This window comes from Leisingera sp. ANG-M1, assembly GCF_000813745.1.
GTDB lineage: Bacteria > Pseudomonadota > Alphaproteobacteria > Rhodobacterales > Rhodobacteraceae > Leisingera.
On the sequence record NZ_JWLC01000035.1, the window covers coordinates 24,231 to 42,788 of the forward strand.

General features: G+C 61.0%; 16 protein-coding genes. 1 reads left to right on the forward strand and 15 read right to left on the reverse strand.

Annotated elements, in window-relative coordinates; genetic code table 11:
* Positions 1-223: 223 nt before the first annotated feature.
* The 13 genes from RA19_RS24345 to ehuR form a co-directional block, all read right to left on the reverse strand.
* A complete protein-coding gene (locus RA19_RS24345) occupies positions 224-1,597 on the reverse strand; it encodes an aspartate aminotransferase family protein (RefSeq protein WP_039168083.1) in 1,374 nt (457 codons plus the stop codon).
* Positions 1,598-1,676: 79 nt separating this feature from the next.
* Positions 1,677-3,152: an NAD-dependent succinate-semialdehyde dehydrogenase gene (locus tag RA19_RS24350; protein ID WP_039168084.1), complete on the reverse strand. Its 1,476-nt coding sequence runs from the start codon at positions 3,150-3,152 to the stop codon at positions 1,677-1,679.
* 113 nt (positions 3,153-3,265) lie between these two features.
* Entirely contained in the window at positions 3,266-3,745 is a 480-nt protein-coding gene (locus RA19_RS24355) for an Lrp/AsnC family transcriptional regulator (protein ID WP_039168086.1), read from the reverse strand.
* Between the two features lie 8 nt (positions 3,746-3,753).
* The gene (doeB, locus tag RA19_RS24360; RefSeq protein ID WP_039168088.1) at positions 3,754-4,746 is read right to left on the reverse strand and encodes a N(2)-acetyl-L-2,4-diaminobutanoate deacetylase DoeB; all 993 of its coding nucleotides are present in this window, start codon (positions 4,744-4,746) and stop codon (positions 3,754-3,756) included.
* Between the two features lie 3 nt (positions 4,747-4,749).
* On the reverse strand, positions 4,750-5,937 hold the full coding sequence (gene doeA / locus RA19_RS24365) for an ectoine hydrolase DoeA (protein ID WP_039168091.1): 1,188 nt from the start codon (positions 5,935-5,937) through the stop codon (positions 4,750-4,752).
* Positions 5,938-5,956: 19 nt separating this feature from the next.
* Positions 5,957-6,949, reverse strand: coding sequence for an ectoine utilization protein EutC (gene eutC / locus RA19_RS24370; protein ID WP_039168094.1), 993 nt, complete (start codon positions 6,947-6,949; stop codon positions 5,957-5,959).
* A complete protein-coding gene (gene eutB / locus RA19_RS24375; protein ID WP_039168097.1) occupies positions 6,942-7,949 on the reverse strand; it encodes a hydroxyectoine utilization dehydratase EutB in 1,008 nt (335 codons plus the stop codon). Before eutB ends, eutC begins: the two co-directional genes overlap by 8 nt.
* Positions 7,950-7,967: 18 nt before the next feature.
* Positions 7,968-8,732 carry an ectoine utilization protein EutA gene (gene eutA, locus RA19_RS24380; RefSeq protein ID WP_039168169.1) on the reverse strand — a complete coding sequence of 255 codons (765 nt, stop codon included), beginning with the start codon at positions 8,730-8,732 and terminating at the stop codon, positions 7,968-7,970.
* An 8-nt stretch (positions 8,733-8,740) separates the two neighbouring features.
* Positions 8,741-9,178 (reverse strand): universal stress protein, encoded by a 438-nt coding sequence (locus RA19_RS24385; RefSeq protein ID WP_039168101.1) that lies wholly within the window; start codon positions 9,176-9,178, stop codon positions 8,741-8,743.
* Positions 9,179-9,188: 10 nt separating this feature from the next.
* The gene (locus RA19_RS24390) at positions 9,189-10,475 is read right to left on the reverse strand and encodes a TRAP transporter large permease (protein ID WP_039168104.1); all 1,287 of its coding nucleotides are present in this window, start codon (positions 10,473-10,475) and stop codon (positions 9,189-9,191) included.
* Between the two features lie 10 nt (positions 10,476-10,485).
* The gene (locus RA19_RS24395; RefSeq protein ID WP_039168107.1) at positions 10,486-11,049 is read right to left on the reverse strand and encodes a TRAP transporter small permease; all 564 of its coding nucleotides are present in this window, start codon (positions 11,047-11,049) and stop codon (positions 10,486-10,488) included.
* Between the two features lie 69 nt (positions 11,050-11,118).
* Positions 11,119-12,138 (reverse strand): TRAP transporter substrate-binding protein, encoded by a 1,020-nt coding sequence (locus tag RA19_RS24400; protein WP_039168108.1) that lies wholly within the window; start codon positions 12,136-12,138, stop codon positions 11,119-11,121.
* 97 nt (positions 12,139-12,235) lie between these two features.
* Positions 12,236-13,639, reverse strand: a complete 1,404-nt coding sequence (ehuR, locus tag RA19_RS24405; protein WP_052262045.1) for a MocR-like ectoine utilization transcription factor EhuR — start codon at positions 13,637-13,639, stop codon at positions 12,236-12,238.
* Positions 13,640-14,427: 788 nt separating this feature from the next.
* Between ehuR and RA19_RS26755 the strand changes: the two genes are divergently transcribed.
* On the forward strand, positions 14,428-14,757 hold the full coding sequence (locus tag RA19_RS26755) for a hypothetical protein (RefSeq protein WP_152615868.1): 330 nt from the start codon (positions 14,428-14,430) through the stop codon (positions 14,755-14,757).
* 18 nt (positions 14,758-14,775) lie between these two features.
* Here RA19_RS26755 and RA19_RS24410 read toward each other — a convergent pair whose 3' ends face one another.
* Both RA19_RS24410 and RA19_RS24415 read right to left on the reverse strand, forming a co-directional pair.
* Positions 14,776-17,448, reverse strand: coding sequence for a TRAP transporter permease (locus RA19_RS24410; protein WP_082020676.1), 2,673 nt, complete (start codon positions 17,446-17,448; stop codon positions 14,776-14,778).
* 30 nt (positions 17,449-17,478) lie between these two features.
* On the reverse strand, positions 17,479-18,447 hold the full coding sequence (locus tag RA19_RS24415) for a TAXI family TRAP transporter solute-binding subunit (RefSeq protein WP_039168113.1): 969 nt from the start codon (positions 18,445-18,447) through the stop codon (positions 17,479-17,481).
* Positions 18,448-18,558 lie beyond the last annotated feature (111 nt).

Genomic DNA, 18,558 nt, shown 5'->3' on the forward strand with positions numbered 1-18,558 from the left:
CTGTCTTTCGTTGCGTGACAAGCCAAGGTCTGCTGCGCGGGACGAAGCTGCCGTTCCTCGGATTTGTTTCAACGGCAGATGTCAACGCTTTGCGAGAGTGGCGAGTATTTGTTGGCTTAAATGCGGACTTTGCTGCCAGGCGCATATTTTTGCATCCGGCAGCCTGCAGAAAAACGAGAATCGGGCCGGCTTTCACCGGCCCTTTCCCTGATATGTGCCTCAATCACCCAAGCACTGCATTGACGGCGCGCAGTGTGGCGGCAACCACCTGGTCTGCCTCTGCACGGCTGAGGCAGAAAGGTGGCGCGAAACCCAGGATATCACCCTGCGGCATGGCCCGGGCAATCACCTTGTCCTGCTCCAAGAGCTTGGCAGAGATCTGCGGACCGATCTTGTCTGCGGCGTCAAAGAAGGTGCGGCTGTCCTTGTCTTTCACAAATTCCACCGCGCAGAGCATCCCCTCGCCGCGGACTTCGCCAACATGTGCATGGCCGGAAAGCGCTTCTGCCATCGTGGCGTTCAGATAAGCGCCAACCTCGCCGGCGTTGCCGACAAGATTCAGCTCATCGATCAGCTTGAGGTTCGCAACCCCCGCCGCCGCGCCAATCGGGTGTGCGGAATACGTCCAGCCGTGGCCGATCGGGCCGTTTTCGTCTGTGCCCTGCTCCAGCACCTTCCAAACCTTGTCCGAAACAATGGAGCCGGAAAGCGGTGCATAGGCCGAGGTGAGGCCCTTGGCGATGGTGATGATGTCAGCTTCGATCCCGTAGTGATCAGACCCAAACATCGACCCAAGGCGGCCAAAGCCGGTCACCACCTCATCCGCCACCAGCAGAATGTCGTGCTTCTTCAGCACCGCCTGAATGGCCTGCCAGTAGCCCGCGGGTGGCGGCACGATGCCGCCGGTGCCAAGCACCGGCTCGCCGATGAAGGCGGCGATGGTGTCGGCACCCTCGCGCTCGATCAGCGCTTCCAGCTCAGCCGCGCAATGGGCCACAAACTGCTCTTCGCTCTGATCCAGATTGGCGCGGCGGTAGTAGTACGGCGCCTCGGTGTGGATCACCTGCTCCACCGGCAGATCGAATTTCTTGTGGAACAGCTCCAGCCCGGTCAGCGAACCGGTCACCAGACCCGAGCCATGATAACCGCGCCAGCGGGAGATGATCTTTTTCTTCTCCGGGCGGCCCTGGATGTTGTTGTAGTACCAGATCAGCTTGACGTTGGTTTCATTGGCGTCAGAGCCGCCAAGGCCGAAATAGACCTTGGACATATTCGCAGGCGCCCGGTCCAGGATCATCTTGGCAAGCGTGATCGAGGCCTCGGTGCCGTGGCCAACGTAGGAATGGTAATAGGCCAGCTCCCGCGCCTGATCAGCTATGGCCTCTGCAATCTCCTGACGGCCATAGCCCACGTTCACGCAGTAAAGCCCGGCAAAGGCATCCAGCAGCTTGTTGCCGTCGCGGTCTTCGATGAACACGCCGGAGGCGGTCTTGATCACCCGGTTCGGGCTTTCGCCGCGGGCGTGCTGGGCAAGGTGGGTTGAAGGGTGAAAAAAGTTCTCGCGGTCCCACTGGTCAAGCTGGTCGTTTTTCAGCATCGGATTTTCCTTCCATTTGCGTTCTGCGGCCAGGAATGTTTGAGAGTTCCTGGCAAAAATCTTCGAAGATTTTTGTCCGTCACGCCCAGTCGCGGCAGACGTACTTGACCTCGGTAAAGGCTTCCATGCCAAGCCGTGCGCCTTCGCGGCCCAGACCGGACTGCTTGGTGCCGCCAAAGGGAATCGGCGCACCTGTCACCTTGGTGCGGTTCACCGCCACCATGCCGTATTGCAGCGCCCGGCTGAGGCGGTAGATACGGCGCGGGTCCTGACTGTGGACGTAGGCGACCAGCCCGTATTCGCTGTCATTGGCACGGGCGACCACCTCATCCTCGGAGTCAAAGGGGGTGATCGGCGCGACCGGGCCGAAGGTTTCTTCGTGCATGATCTGCGCGTCTGCGGGCACATCGGTCAGCACGGTTGGTTCAAAAAACAGCGGGCCCAAAGGATGCCGTTTGCCGCCGCAGGCCAGCGTTGCGCCCTTGGCCAGCGCGTCGGCGACGTGTTCCTCCTGCTTCTGCACCGCTTTTTCATTCATCAAGGGGCCGAGGTCGCAGTCCTCCATGCCAGGGCCAATGGTCAGCTCCAGGGCGGCAGCGGTGAAGCGGGTGCAGAACTCTGCATAAACCGGCCGCTCCACAAAGATCCGGTTGGCGCCTAGGCAGTCCTGGCCGGAAGTGGCGAATTTCGCCTTGATGGCCTCTGCCACCGCCTTGTCCAGATCGCAGCCCTTGAAGACGATCACCGGCGCGTGTCCACCCAGTTCCATCACCAAATGCTTCACAGTGTCCGCAGACTGCCGGTACAAGAGCTTGCCAATATTAGTGGAGCCGGTGAAGGACAGCGCCCGCACTCTGGTGTCGCTTGTCCAGGGTTTCACCACCGTTGCCGCGTTGCCTGTGAGCACGTTGAACACGCCGGGGGGAAAGCCTGCGCGCTCTGCCAGTTCCGCCAGCGCAAGCGCGCTGAAGGGGGTCTCGGCCGAGGGATGCGCCACCACGGTGCAGCCCGCCGCCAATGCAGCAGCTGCCTTTCGGGTCAGCATGGCAGAGGGGAAGTTCCAGGGGGTGATCAGCGCCGCCACGCCCACTGGCTCGCGCCATAGCTCTACCTCGGCATCCGGGAGATGGCTGGTCACACCCTCGATATTGGGGCGCTTGGCTTCTTCGGCATAGAACTCCACAAAGGCTGCGCCATAGTCGATCTCGCCGCGCGCTTCGGACAGCGGCTTGCCCTGCTCCAGCACCATGATGCGGGCGAGGTCTTCCTTGTGAGCCAGCTGCAGTTCAAACCAGCGGCGCAGGATCGCGGCGCGCTGTTGCGGCAGCAGTCCGGCCCAAGCCGGGAAGGCCGCCTGTGCCGCATCCACCGCGGCAGAGGATTCTTCTGCCGACAGGCTAGCCACATGGCCTAGCTCCACCCCGTCCGCTGGGTCGGTGACCGGGAAGGTCTCGCCATTGGCAGAGGCGCACCATTTGCCGCCGATATAGGAAAATGAGCGCACCAGGGCCTTATCAGCAATGTCCGCGCGGGCAGAGAGAGCGGTCTCTGTCATGATGTCCTCCTCATGTCTTGCAGAGGATTCTGCCTGTTAGGTACAGAGGAAGTGACTGAAGTTTACCGGGCTTGCAGAAGAAACAGCTGCCAGGCGAATGCTTTTGCGCGAGATCACGCAGTCCCCAGAAGAATATCCAAGGGAGGCGCGCCTGCGCCCTTCACTGGCTTGGTCACCACATAAGTAAAATAGCGTGAGAGGCCGATGCGGGCGTCCAGCATTTCGTCGATCAGCCGCTGATAGGCGTCGATATCTCGGGTGACGATCTGCAACAGGTAGTCGAACCCGCCCCCAAGCGCCCAGCAGGCAGTGACCTCCTCATAGCGCTGCATCGCCGCCTCAAACGCGTGGAAGCTGGCGGCGGTGTGGTCGGCGATCTCCGCCGCCACGAACACCGTCACATGCGGTGCCAGTTTCTTGAGATTGATGCGGGCGCCGTAACCCTCGATAAGCCCGGCCTGCTCCAGCTTCTTCAGCCGGTCCCAGCAGGGGGTCGGGGACAGGCCGATCCGGCCGGCCAGCGCGGCCTTGGTGATACGGCCCTCGGTCGAGAGCACGCGCAGGATGTCGAGGTCGCGCTGGTCCAGATGCATGGGGCAGGTCAATCTTTGGTTACACCAATGACGGCAGCACAATCGCCGGCCTGGATCAACCCAGGAAAGTGGCGGCTGATCAGCAGGCCGCCGCGGCGGGCGCGGTAGTCCACCGGGGGCTGCCCGGTGCGGTCGACCGGCCAGACGCGGGCGACCAGGTCGCCTTTGGCCACGGGGTCGCCAAGGTCCTTCATGATCTCGAACAGCCCGTCGCCCTGGCTGAAGATGAAGCAGTCATCATCCGGCATGCTGAGGGAAACGGTGGGGTCGATCTGCTTTTGCCCCTGCAGAATGCCGAAGTGAATCAGAACGTTGCGCAGGCCCTTCTTGGCAATCGCATTGCTGCGGGCAGAAGAGGAGCCGCCGCCGCCAAGCTCGGTGGTGACCAGCACCTTGCCCATGTCCTCCACCGCCGAGTCGTAGAGACCGGCGCTGTCAATCTCCAAGAGCTGAACCGAGTACGGCGCGTTGAAGGCCTTCATGGCCGAAAAGCAGGCCTCTTCGGTGTCCTTGTCGTCGAGGATATGGGCGGCGGCAAAGGGCACGAAATCGAGTGTCCTGCCGCCTGAGTGGAAATCCACCGCCACATCCGCCATCGGCAGCAGGGTGCGCTGGAAATAGTCGGCGATCTTCTCGGTCACGGTGCCATCCGGCCGCCCGGGGAAGGAGCGGTTCATGTTGCCCTTGTCAATCGGCGAGGTGCGGGTTCCGGCGCGGTAGGCCGGGTAATTGAAGGCGGGCACGATGATCAGGCGGCCGGTCACATCCTCGGCCTTGGTCGTCACGGCCAGCTCCTGCAGAGCAATCGGGCCTTCGTATTCATCGCCGTGATTGGCGCCGGTCAGCAGGGCGGTCTTGCCCTCGCCGTTTTTGATCACCGTCAGCGGGATCATCAGATTGCCCCAGGCACTGTCATCGCGGCTGTAGGGCAGCCTCAGGAAGCCGTGATGGACGCCGTCCTGGTCCAGCGGGATGGTGGGGGAGATCGGATTTGCCTTCATCGGTCAGTCCTTTACGAACATTTTGCGCGGCACGTCTGAGAGGCACTCCGGCCCGTTTGCGCCAATACGGATGCTTTCGGTGATTTCAAAACCCCAATCCTCCATCCAGAGGCCGGTCATGAAATGGAACGTCATGTTTTCTTCCAAAACGGTGGTGTCGCCCGGGCGCAGCGACATGGTGCGCTCGCCCCAGTCCGGCGGGTAGCTGACACCGATCGGGTATCCGGTGCGGTTGTCCTTTTCGATGCCGTATTTTTTCAGCACCTTGAAAAACGCCTTGGCGATATCCTCGCAGGTGTTGCCGGCCTTGGCCATTTCCAGCCCTGCCTCCATGCCCTCCAGCACCGCCTTTTCCGCGTCCAGGAAGGTCTGCGTTGGCTTGCCCAGGAACACGGTGCGGGACAGCGGGCAATGGTAGCGGTGAACGACACCGGCAATTTCAAAGAAGGTGCCTTCGCCGGATTTCATCGGCAGATCGTCCCAGGTCAGATGCGGCGCGGCGGCATCCGGCCCGGACGGCAGCAGCGGCACAATGGCCGGGTAGTCGCCGCCAAAGCCCAGATCCGCGTCATAGCGCAGGGCGGCATCATAGATATCCGCCACCAGATCGCATTTGCGCATTCCCGGCTCAACACGTTCGAAGATGCGCTGGTGCATGCGCTCGACGATCTTGCCGGCCTGGCGCATATAAGTCAGCTCGGCCTCGGATTTCACCGCCCGCTGCCAATTGACCAGGGAATTGGTATTGGCAAAGCGTGCGTTCGGAAGATGCGCCTGCAGCGAGGCATAGGCCGCCGCGGTGAAATAGTAATTGTCCATCTCGACGCCGATATTGCCATCGTCCAGACCGCGGTCCTTCAGCTGTGCCGACAGGTAATCCATCGGGTGGCGTTCGGTCGACTGCACGTAAAGGTCCGGGTAGCCGATGATATTGGCGGGATCCATGAAGCAGGTGCGCAGCGCGCCGTTGGCGTCCTGGCCGCGCCCGTACCAGAGCGGCTCACCCTCCAGGCCCAGCACAACGCATTGATGCACATAGAAGGACCAGCCGTCATAGCCGGTCAGCCAGTTCATGTTCGAGGGGTCCGTGACGATCAGAAGATCAAGCCCGCGGCGGGACATTTCGGCCCGGGTCTTGTCGAGGCGCGCCTGATATTCCGCGCGGGAGAAATACAGCTTGGGGTCTGCCATATGCGTGGCTCCTGATTGATCAGCTGGTGAAAGAGGCACCGGCCCCCGCTGTATCAGCGCGGTGGCCGGCAAGAGTTGCGATGGCGGTGTCCTGAACGCCGGTGCCGGTAAGGTCGGCAATGATCAGGTCACTGTCTGACCTGCGCCCGGCGGCCTGCCCCGACGTGATGCTGCCGAGCTCGACAAAGCTTTGCTCGGGGGCAATCAGCCCGGCCCCGATGGCACTGCGCAGCTCGCCCTTGACGGCGCATTGGGACTGGCTGTCCGGCACATAAAGGTCTGCCTTGGCCAAACAGGCCGGCTCCAGCTCGCATTTGTGTTCCTGGTCCGAGCCCATGGCGACAACCAGCTGTCCCGGCTGCAGCCAGTCAGCCCGGATCACAGGATCCGCGGCGGGCGTTGTGGTGATCACGATATCCGCCGATGCAACTGACTGGGCGATATCCGTGCTGACGGTGATTGCGATCCCCAGCTCCCCGCGCAGGCTGGCGGCGGCGGCCTCAGCCTTGGCTCCATCCCGCGCCCAGATCACCGCGCTTTTGATCTCGCGGACCAGGGTCATCGCCTTCAGTTGCATTTTCGACTGAACCCCCGCACCGATGATGCAAACATGCGATGCATCCGCACGCGCAAGATGGCGCGCTGCAACAGCCCCGGCCGCTGCCGTGCGCACATCGGTGAGGTAGCCATTGTCCAGAAGCAGCGCCTCCAAGAGGCCGGTCTTGCTGGAAAACACCACCATCAGCCCGGTGGTGCTGGGCAGGCCGATCTTGGGGTTGTCGAAGAACCCGGGGCTCATCTTCATAGCAAAGCTGTCAATGCCCGGCACATAGGCCGTCTTCACACAGACCTCCCCGTTGTGGTCCGGTACCGGCAGGGTCATGATCGGCGGCATCACCACTTTGCCCCCGGCGAGCGTTGTAAAGCCCTGCTCGACACAATCCACCGCGTCCAGGTCCAGCGGCACCAGATCGCGCAACTCTGCTTCGGTCAGGATCCTGATGTCAGGCATCTGCGCCTCCCTTTGTCTCCGCTTCCACATCCACGTCTTCACCGTCGATGATCCGTTTGTGCAGGTCCATGGCGATGTTCTGGCCGCTCACCAGCGCCACACAGCGCCCCGGATTTTCGATCTTGCCCGCCAGCAGCGCTGCGATGCCGACACTGCCGGAGCCCTCGATCACCTGGCGTTCTTCAAAATAGGCATGGCGGATGGCGGCGGCGATTTCAGCCTCGGTGACCAGCACCACCTCATCAACGAAGGCTTTGGTCATTTCAAAGGTATAGGCATTGTCCAGCCCGATGCCGCCGCCTAGAGAGTCGGCCAGGGTGGCCTTTTCCTCAACCAGTATGGGCTTGCCCGCCTTCAGGCATTCATGCATCGCCGCGCCGCGCTCCATGCTGATGCCGATCACCCGGATACCGGGATTGGCCGCCTTCAGCACCATGCCCACGCCGGAAATCAGCCCGCCGCCGGACAAGGGCACCAGAACCGTATCCAGATCCGGCGCCTGTTCGAGCATCTCCAGCGCAACGGTGCCCTGGCCAGCAATGATGTCAGGGTGGTCAAAGGGCGGCAGCATGGTCATGCCCTCTGCCACCAGCCGGTCGACCTCAACCTGCGCATCATCCTGCGAGCGGCCCAGGATGCGTACCTCGGCGCCATGGGATTTGATGCCTTCGACCTTGTTCTGCGGCACCAGTTCGGACATGCAGATGATACAGCGCACTCCGGCCTGCGCCGCGGCATAGGCCAGCCCGCGCCCGTGGTTGCCGGTCGAGACGCCAACCACACCTGCCGCGCGCTGTTCATCCGTCAGCGACAGCACGGCATTGGTGGCGCCGCGAAGCTTGAAACTGCCGGTGATCTGAGTGCTTTCCAGCTTCAGCGACACCTTCCTGCTGCTCAGTCTGCTGAGGGAGGGCGAGTCAAGCAACGCCGTTTGTCGTATACGGCCAGCAATCCGGGCCCGGGCCCGGACACTGTCCTGAAGAGTGATGTTCGTTGTCATAGGGCCTGTTCCGCCTGATTAAAGTTCAAATAGCCTGCCGTACCCCTGCACAGGGCCGGTAACTCCGGCCAGACGCAGGCAGCGCCAGATCATCGCTTGGTTCGAGGAGACCACGGGCTTGCCGAGACGGTCTTCAATCCGCTGCACGCAAGTGGCTGCCCGCAGGGCGGTGCAGGAGAGAAACAGCGCGTCGGCCTGTGGGTCGCAGGCCGCAATCGCGCCCTCGATGATGCTGTCCTCGGAAATCCGCGCCATTTGCCGGTCGTCGGTCAGTCCAAAGCATGTGGCATTGACAACTTCGGGACCGTGCGCCGCAAAATATTGAGCCATTTCATCGGTTACATCCGGGCTGTAGGGGGTCAGCAAAGACACCCGTTTTGCGCCAAGCGCTGCAAAAGCGTCAAAGGCAGCAGAGCTTGGCGTGACACAGGGCGTGTCCGGCTTGGCGGCGTTCAAATGCCGCGTCACGGTATCATTGCCCAGCACGATCGAGGCTGCGGTACAACCATAGGCGACCACATCCACCTCTTCATCCGGCAGGATCTGCGCTGCGGCCTCGGTCAGACGCGGCCCGGTCTTCAGAAGCGTTTCCTTGGTGGTCGGGTTTTCGAATTCGATGCGGTTCACATAGACGCCAATCTGATCCGGATCACAGATCCGGGCGAAGTCGCGCTCAGACGTATGATCGGTTGCCAGTGCCACCAGAGCAATCCGCTTTTTTACCGGGCGGGTGTCCAGCCGGACGGGAAGGCGCGGCGGTGTGGAGTGGATATCAAGAGCCATGTTCATTCCTAAACTATAAGAACCGGAGTTTCTGCCAGGCTGGTCACCTTGTGCGAGACACTGCCCAACAGCACGCCTTCAAGCGATCCGAGACCCCGGCTGCCGATCACGATCAGATCATTGCCATGTTCCTTGGCAAAGCAGGTGATGGTGCGGGCAACCGGGCCGGCTTTGACAAAGGCACGGGGGGCGGCAATGCCGCTGGCCGCCGCCAGTGCCTTGCCCCGCTCGGCTACTTCGGTGGCATGGCTGCGCATGATGTCATCCAGATCATCCGGTTGATCGGAACGCACCATATGCATGGAGGCCTCCAGCAGCGAATGGTGGCGGTAGACCGTAAGCAATGTCAGACCGGCATCGCACAGCTGCGCCAGCTCTGACGCTTTGGCCAATGCAGCCTCAGCCCCCTGCGAGCTGTCAAACGGAACCAGAATGGATGTGAACATCCGGACATCCTTACTTGGCAAAAGCCAGGTCGCGCAGGAACAGCGCAATCTGCGGGAAGAAGATCAGCGCCACCGACACGCCCAGCAGCATAAGGATGAACGGCGGCGTGCCGCGCACGATCTCGGCATAGGGGCGTTTGAAGACCGCGATGGCCGTGAAAATATCGCAGCCGAAGGGGGGCGTGGCGGAGCCGATGGCGACCTGCAGCGTGATGATGGTGCCGACCAGCACCGGATCAAGGCCAACTGACTTCACAACCGGAGCAAAAACAGGCACCAGCACCAGGATCACCACGATGGGGTCGACAAACATGCAGCCGATGAAGAAGGCGATGGAGATCACGAACAGCACGCCGATGGCCCCCATCTCGGCAATGCCAATGGCACCCAAGATCTGCTGCGGCACCTGCGCAAAGGATATCACCCAGGAAAACGCCGCACCTGCACCCACCAGAATGAACACGATGGCCGTGATCAGCCCGGTGGACTTGGCGGTGTCATAGACATTGGCCAGGGTCATCGACCGGAACACGCCAACTTCAAGGATCAAGGCATAGAGCACGCAGGCGGCCGCGGCCTCGGTCGGGCTGAACACGCCGCCATAGATGCCGCCGATGATGATCACCGGGAACCCCATTGGCCACAGCGCCTGCCGCATCGTCTGCAGACGCTCGGCCCAGGTGGCTTTCGGCTCTGTCGGCACGTTGTTGCGCACCGCATAGATGTAGGCATAGAGGGAAAACAGCACCAGGATCAGCAGACCCGGCCCGATTCCGGCAATGAAAAGCTCTGCAATTGATGTACTGGACACCACGCCGTAGATGATCATGCCAATCGAGGGCGGGATCAGAAAGGCGATGTCGCTGGCATTCACGATCAGCGCCAGTACAAAGCTGTCTTTGTAGCCCGCCTGCAGCATCCGCGGCCGCAGCGGGGAGCCGATCGCAACGACTGTCGCCTGGGTCGAGCCCGAGACCGCACCGAACATGGTGCAGGCCGCAGCAGTGGAGATTGCAAGCCCGCCACGGATATGCCCGATATAGGCCATCACAACATTTATCAGCCGCCCGGCCGACTGGCCGCGGGTCATGATATCGGCGGCAAAGATGAACATCGGCACCGCGATGAGCGACGCGGGCCGGATGCCTGCCATCATCTGCTGCACCATAGTTTCAGTCCGGGCCAGGTCGCCGAACAGCATCAGAAAGCCGATGAAGGCGCCGGCAATCAGTGGGATCATCATCGGAAAGCCCAGCAGCAGCAGGACAATCATGGTCAGGAAGATGGTAGCAGCCATGGGCCGGTCCTCAGATTTCGATTTCTTCTGCGTCCTCGTACCCTTCCTGCACATGGGTCGAGAGGTAGATGCCGGGCGAGGTCAGATTGCGCACCGCGGTCAGCAGGTATTGGATGCCGGTCATAAAGAAACCCGCAGGCACCCAGACCAGAATGGTCCACACCGGGATCTGCAAGGCGGGCAGCACCCGTCCGCGAGAAGCCTGCGCGCCGATGTATTTCACTGCGTAAAAGCACAGCAGGAACATGAAGCCCGCGGTGACCACCGAGATCACCACGACCATCACCTTGCGCAGATGCGGCGGCAGCAGGTCATAGATGGCGGACATGCGGATGTGGCGTGCGTTCCGTGCCGCATAGCTGATGCCCGCAAAGGTAATCAGGATGATCAGAATCCGGTTCAGTTCCTCGGAGAAAAAGATCGAGTGTCCCAGCGCAAAACGGCCCACCACATTGGCCACGGTGTTGGCGGCCATCAGCAGCACGCCAGCTGCCAGCAGGAATGACTCCGTGCGGCTGATGGCACTGTCGATCACGCCCAGAAAACCGGGCAGCGCTGACTCATGTGTGAGCATGGCTTCCTCCGAAAATCCACGGACCGCTGGGCAGGCAGAACCTGCTCAGCGGCGTTTGCAGGGCAGGCGTCAGTTTGCGGTTGCCGCTAGATCTGCTTTCATCTGCTCCAGGATCGCGGCGCCGCTGTCGCCGGTCATCTCGATGAACTTCGCTTCGACTTCAGCTGCCGCATCCTTGAAGCAGCTGCGCTGTTCAGCGGACAGAACGGTGACTTTCATCTCCGGTTTGGCTTCCATGATCTTGGCAAGCTCGGTTTCCGCCGCCTGCTGCTGATAGACCACCGTGTGGTCATAAGCGGCCTGCGCCGCGTTCTGGACAACTTGCTGATCTTCGGCGCTGAGGCCGTCATAGAAGTCCTTGTTGGCCATCACTGCGGTGGTGAAATTGTTGTGGCCTGCATAGGTGATGTAGTCGGTCACCTCGTAAATTTTGGTCGAATAAAGGAAGAACGTCGGGTTTTCCTGCCCCTGGATCACATTGGTCTGCAGCCCGCCGTACACCTCGCCCCAGGGCAGCGGCGTCGGGGTCGCGCCAAAGGCCTTGTAGCTTTCAACCAGCAGCGGGTTGGTCATGACCCGGAACTTCACCTCATCCAGATCGGCGCAGGTGGTGACCGGGGTTTTGGTGGTCATCGCCACTTCGCCCTCGGGGAACATGTTCAAAAGCTCCAGCCCCTGTGCGGCATACAGCGGCTTGAACATGCCGTTGATGGCTTTGCTCTCCTTGTAGAAGCGCGCCAAGTGCTCCTGATCGGTGGGCAGCAGGTAGGGCACAAAGAACACCTGCGCCTCGGGAATCAGCGATCCGGTGAAGCCCGGCGACTGGTCCACGAACTGCAGGATGCCGTCTTGGGTCTGCTCCATGATATCGGCGGATTCACCCAGGGTGCCATAGGGGAACAGCTGGATCTCGTGATCCGAGTTTGCCTCGACTTGCTCTTTGAATTTTTGAGCATAGACGCCCTGAACGTCGGTCATCGCCTCCTCAAAAGCATAACGCCAGGTGTCTGCCTGAGCCGCCGTGCCGGCCGCCAGTGCAATCCCCGCGGCCGCAACGGCCCCAAAGGTGAATGTGATGGATTGAGCCATGATTTCCTCCCAAGTCTCATGGGTGCCTGCGCACCGCTGCGCCAGACTTGTTAGGAATTGTACTGCATGTCAATTATTTTATTGTCGCATGACAATACTAGTAGGCAAACGGCGCCACTCCCTCCGGCGGGCGGTTCAGCATACCGCCAAGCAGTTCCATCGCCTGCTTGAAGCGGCTTATGTCCTGGACGCTCCCTAATGAAATCCGCACCGCGTTCTGAGGCGGGGTTTTGGGGGTCAGAAACGGTGAATCCGGAGCAACAGCAACTTTGAGTTCGCGGGCGTAAGACACAAAACTGGCCGTGGTCCAGCCGGAGTCCAAGGGCAGCCAAAGGTGCAGTCCTGACGGATGCCCCCTCCATTGGCATCCTTGCAGCGCTTGCGACGCGATTTCATATCTCTCCGCCAAGGCGCGCCGTTGCCAGCGGGCCAGCTCCAGCGCGGTGCCGTCCTGGACCCAGCGGGTGGCGATTTCGCACATCAGCGGCGTCGCCATCCAGCCGAATACGACAATCCGCCCCGTTAATGCCGGCAGAAGGTGTTCGGGCGCCGCCATGTAGCCTGCACGCAAGCCTGAAACGGTGCATTTGGTAAAGGTTGTCAGATAGATCGTACGCTCAGGCGCCAAGGCTGCAACCGGTATGGGGCGGTCTTCGGCAACGGGGCCGAAAGCATCGTTTTCGATAATGTGCAGGTCATGTTTACGGGCAATTTTCACCAATGCCAGACGGCGGTCTTCCGGCATCATCTCTGCTGTTGTGTTGGCTAAAGATGGCAGCAGGAACAAGACCTTGGCATTGCTTTCAGAACAGTGCCTGTCTAATGCTTCAGGCAGGATCCCATCCTCGTCGCAGTCAATTCCGGCGAGGTTAAGCCCAAGGTAGGAACAGCCGGAAACCAGAAGGTGATGCGTGATCCGGCTGGACACGACCGTGTCGCCTGGCCGGGTAAGCGCAGATAGCGCTGCGGACATGCCATGGCTGACGCCATTGGTCATGATGATCCGTTCCGGAGGCGCATCCAGCCCGCAAATCCGCAGCCACTTCTCCCCGGCAGCCCGATGGGCGTCATGCCCGACATTCGGACGGCAGGCCAGAAAATAGCTGGGGTCCAGCCCCTGAGGCAGCTCCGTCAGCGTTTGTTGAAACAGATCTGCATGGTGCTGGGAGAAGGCGGGCCTTGAAATCGACAGATCGAAATTGCGGCCGCGCTCGGAACTGAGCTGAAATGGCTGGTCATCCGGAGTATCCGGATCCAGTACATAACTGCCACGCCCGACCTGGCCGTCGATCAACCGCTGCCGCCGCAGGTTTTCATAGGCCTTGCTGACCGTGTGAACACTCAGGCCAAGTTCCTCGGCCAGCTTCCGGTGAGTGGGCAGCTGCGTGCCTTTTGGCAGTTTCCCCTCCGAGATCGCCTTCGCAATGGCAATGGCAAGGCTGGTATGCAAAGGGGAGCTAAGGGCGGAAGGGTCAGGAAGCCAATTTGTCATGCAATACATTTACATTTGCACAACGCGCCTTCGCAATGCATTTGGCACCTGATGGAAACTTTTCAAGGCGAAAACTGGATCTTGGAGGGGCTTTGGCTGTGCCGCCCACTGCATCTGCCGCGGCCCGTTTTCACGATGCACCGGATGTTGCGCAAAATCGTGTCAAGGAGCGGTAACTTTTCGTGACAGAGTTAAGTTCAAGGGAAAGTTTCAAGGAGAGCCAAGCCTTAGCTGACTCCGGCTGCGCGTTTTCAGACATTCGAAGCTCGTGCAGCATAGAAAATTGGGCTCGATCCGGCCGCTAGTTGCGGACAGCAGCCGGTACATACATTTGTGCTCACGCCGCAAGCGTCAGAAATGTTTGCGCTGAATGAAACCGTCTTGCCGGATGGTACAGAGCCCCCCACAACAGTTTCAACCCAATGATAGTATTGGATACGTTCTTCAAAGGAACTGCATTCGTTTAAGCGGGAGTTTCCTTTCTGTGACAGACGGTTACCGTTTTTCGGTGAGAGAGCCCGCATTGAAAATGCAGTCGACAGTTGCTCAAAGAGACCGTCGTGTTTCTGAAATGAAAAAGACCGCTCCGCGACCCCGTTCGATAGATGATCCCGGATCAGTCTTTTGGGGTTTAGGCGGCGAAGACTGATGATGCTCAAAACAAGATGGAACAAAGAGAAGAAGCTGTTTTTCTTTTTACATAATCAAAATTACAAGAATCGCGCACCTCAAGGGGGGAGCATTCTAAACGGGGTTGCGAAAAATTCTCTACCCTCCTGAACAGCCAGTAGGCGGACATGGCCCCTATCGTGCTGGACTTGCGTAACAGACCCGCAATCAAGGGCGTGGTGAATGCAAAAGTGCCGTTAAGCAGTATTGCGGTCGAGATCAGTAGTCATCGTTCGCCCGTCTGTCTGGAGATCGCAGAAAATTCGCCCCGTACCCTTGTCTGCCGGAATTCGATGGCTGCCAAAGCGCTAATGCCCGGCACAGGTGACGGCCAATCCACGCACCCGGAAACGGATACTGATCCTCCACCAGCCTTCATCCATGCCGCAATTTCCTACGAAGGGCAGCGAGTTCATATGGTAAACGCCCTGCTGTCTGAAGATTGTGGCAGCAGCTGAGCTCATCCGCCTTGCGGTCTAAGCGGCAGCAGTTTGCGAGCCGGATTTCAGCTTGCGGCGGCGTTGCAGCACATAAATGGCACCCAGCAATAGCAGCGCAGGCAGGTAGAAGATCTCCTGCGGCGGGCGGTCCGCCTTGACTTCGATTTCCACAACCTCCCAGTCGAAGTCGATTTTCAACTGCTCCGCCGGTCCTCCGAAGGTCAGGTTCTCAACAAGATACCTGCCTTCCTCGGCACGGAATTCGATCCCGGCACCATTGGCCAGTCGGACCTCCCCAGCGCCCCCCGCAGCGCCAAGCGGCAGCAGGTAGCGCGCATCGATCATATCGCCCTCCAGGCTTTCGCCCGCCAGCCGCACCCGCAGGCTGGTGTTGTCCGGTGCGCTTTCGGCAAGCGCATAGATCTCCGAGGCCGGGCGCACCACAAACTCATCCGCCATCTGGTTCAGGAAGAAGTCCGGCCGGAACAGGATGAAGGCACAGAGGATCAGAACCGCGCTTTCCCACAGTTTGGAGCGGGTCTGGAAGTAGCCCATGGTGCCGGCCGCAAACAGCAGCATGGCAATCAGTGCGGTGATGAAGACTACGACCGCCTGCACCGGGCCCACGTCGATCAGCAGAAGGTCGGTGTTGAAGATAAACAGAAACGGCAACAGCGCGGTGCGGATCGAATAGAAGAACGCCTGGAACCCGGTGCGCAGCGGATCCCCCTTGGAAATCGCCGCCGCCGCAAAGGAGGCCAGCCCCACCGGCGGCGTCACATCCGCCATGATCCCGAAGTAGAAGCAGAACATATGCACCGCCACCAGCGGCACGATCAGCCCGTTCTGTGCCCCCAGCTCAACCACCACCCCGGCCATCAGAGAGCTGACCACGATGTAATTCGCGGTGGTCGGCAGCCCCATGCCCAGCACGATCGAAATCAGCGCCACGAAGAACAGCATCGCCAGCAGGTTGCCGCCCGACAGGAATTCGACAAACTCAGCCATCACCTGACCGATCCCGGTCAGCGTCACGGCGCCGACGATGATGCCCGCCAGCCCCATCGCCGCAGCCAGCCCGACCATGTTGCGGGCACCGGTGACCATGCCTTCCAGCGTCTGGGCAAACCCATGATCAAAGGCCGCGCGCAGGCTGCCGGTGCTGCGGAAGAACGCCTTCAGCGGGTCCTGCGTCAGCAGGATCAACAGCATGAAGACCGAGGACCAGAAGGCTGACAGGCCCGGCGACTTGCGCTCAATCATCAACAGATACATCAGCAGGAAGATCGGCAGCAGGTAATGCAGTCCGGTCTTCAGGATCACCCGCGCCGGCGGCAGATGCAGCATCGAGTCAATGCTGGTCTCCAGATCCGGCCGCGCCGCGGCATAGCGCACCGCGGCGACATAGGCCGCCAGCAGCACCGCCACTAGCACCGGGGTTGATACCGGCCCGATCAGCCCCTCGGTCAGATCCACCAGCAGCCCCGTCAGCCACAGTGTGCCGCCGCCGATCACGATCGAGGAGGCAATGATGAAAACCGCGCCCAGCATGAACTTCACCGGATGCATCCGCGAGGTGCCGGTCATGCCCATCTTCAGCGCTTCCAGATGCACGATATAGACCAGCGCCATGTAAGAGATCGCAGCCGGCACGATGGCGGTTTTCACCACCTCCACATAAGAAATGCCGACATATTCGGTCATCAAAAAGGCCACCGCGCCCATCACCGGCGGCGTCAGCACACCGTTGATGGAAGAGGAGACCTCCACCGCGCCGGCCTTAGCCGGGCTGAACCCCACCCGCTTCATCAGTGGAATGGTGAAGGTGCCGGTGGTCACCACATTGGCAATTGCAGACCCCGAAATCAGCCCCGTCGCTGCCGAAGCGATCACCGCAGCCTTGGCCGGCCCACCGCGCAGATGGCCAAGAGCAGAGAACGCCAGCTGCAGAAAGTAGTTGCCGGCCCCCGCCTGGTTCAGCAGCGCGCCAAACAGCACAAACAGGAACACGAAACCAGAGGACACCCCAAGAGCAACACCAAACACCCCTTCGGTGGTCAGCATCAGGTGGCTCATCGCCTTGTTGACCGAGGCACCCTTCCACTGCACCATCTCCGGCAGCCCGTCCCAGGAGCCGAAGAACACATAGGCCAGAAAGAATATTGCCACCCCCATCAGCGGAAAGCCCAGCGACCGGCGCGCGGCTTCCATCAGCAGCAGGATACCGATACCCGCCATCACCAGGTCCGCAGTGCTGGGAATACCTGTGCGCGACGATACCCCGGCGTAATCCCACGCTAGGTACGAGGCACTTACGGCACCGGCAATGGCCAGCAGCCAGGTCAGCGCCGGGATCCGGTCTCGCGGGCTGGAACGGAAGGCGGGAAAGGCCACAAAGGCCAGGAACACTGCAAACCCCAGATGGATGGCGCGGGTCTGGGTGTCGTTCCAGACCCCGATCCCCAGAATAAACGGCAGCGGCGAGGCGATCCACAGCTGGTAGATCGACCACACCAGCGGCACCGACCACAGCATATTGGCCGAGAACCGGCCCTTCGGCGCGCGCGCACCGGTGTCGGCCTCGGCCACAATGTCCTCCAGCCCGGCGTCACCGGTCCGGGGCGATGTCTTTGACGGGGTTGCTGCATCGGTCACGGCGGGTCTCTCCCTCTTCTTCGTCTTCCGGGGTGAAACAAACGGCCCCCGCATCCAGGGCGGGGGCCGTCAAAGGCGCAGGTGTTATTTCCAACCGCGCTCCTGGTAGTATTTCAGGGCGCCCGGGTGGATTTCCGCGGTCAGCCCGTCAGAGACCATTTCGGACTCATTCAGATTGGCAAACGCCGGGTGCAGCTTTTTGAAGGCATCGAAGTTCTCGAAGATCGCCTTCACCACCTCATAGACCACCTCGTCCGAGGCTTCAGCCGAGGTCACGATGGTTGCCTTGGGGCCCCAGGACGGCAGGTCGTCCGGGTTGCCCGGATACATGCCGCCGGGAATGGTGGCCGCGGCATAGGCGGTGTTCTCGTTCAAGAGCTTCTCGATGCCGGCACCGGCCAGCGGGATGATCTTCACATCGCAGGTCGAGGTTGCTTCCTGGCTCGAACCGTTCGGCAGGCCCGCCGCCCAGATGGTCGCGTCGATCTTGCCATCGCACAGCGCCGCCGCCTGTTCGGAGGACTTCAGCTCCGCCGCCAGGGTGAAATCGTCAACCGACAGGCCTTCGTATTTCATCAGGGTTTCCGCCAGCACGCGGGTGCCCGAGCCGGGGTTGGCGATGTTGACTTTCTTGCCCTTCAGATCGGCAGTCGAGGCAATCCCGGCATCGGCACGCGCCATCACATGCATCGGCTCCGGATGCACCGAGAACAGCGAACGCAGGCCAGCGTAAGGGCCGTCTTCAGCAAACTGGTCGGTGCCGTTGATCGATTTCACCTGCACGTCGGACTGGATCACGCCAAAGTCCAGCTCGCCCGCGCGGATGGTGCGTGCGTTGTAGACAGAGCCGCCGGTCGACTCGACCGAGCAGCGGATGCCGTGTTCCTTGCGGCTCTTGTTGACCAAGCGGCAGATCGCGCCGCCGGTGGGGTAGTAGACGCCGGTCACACCGCCGGTGCCGATGGTGACAAACTGCTGCTCCGCCGCCGCAGCCGAGCCGCCGCTCAGCGCCAGGGCAAAGGCGGCGCCAATGAATTTCGTGGTTTTCGACATGTTTTCCTCCGTGTTTGCTTGATCCAACCGGCCGGGTGAGGCACTCCGCACAGGCGCCGCAGCCCCCGGTCTGCAGGCCGCATTGGGGTAACAGCGCCGCGGCGATGAGCG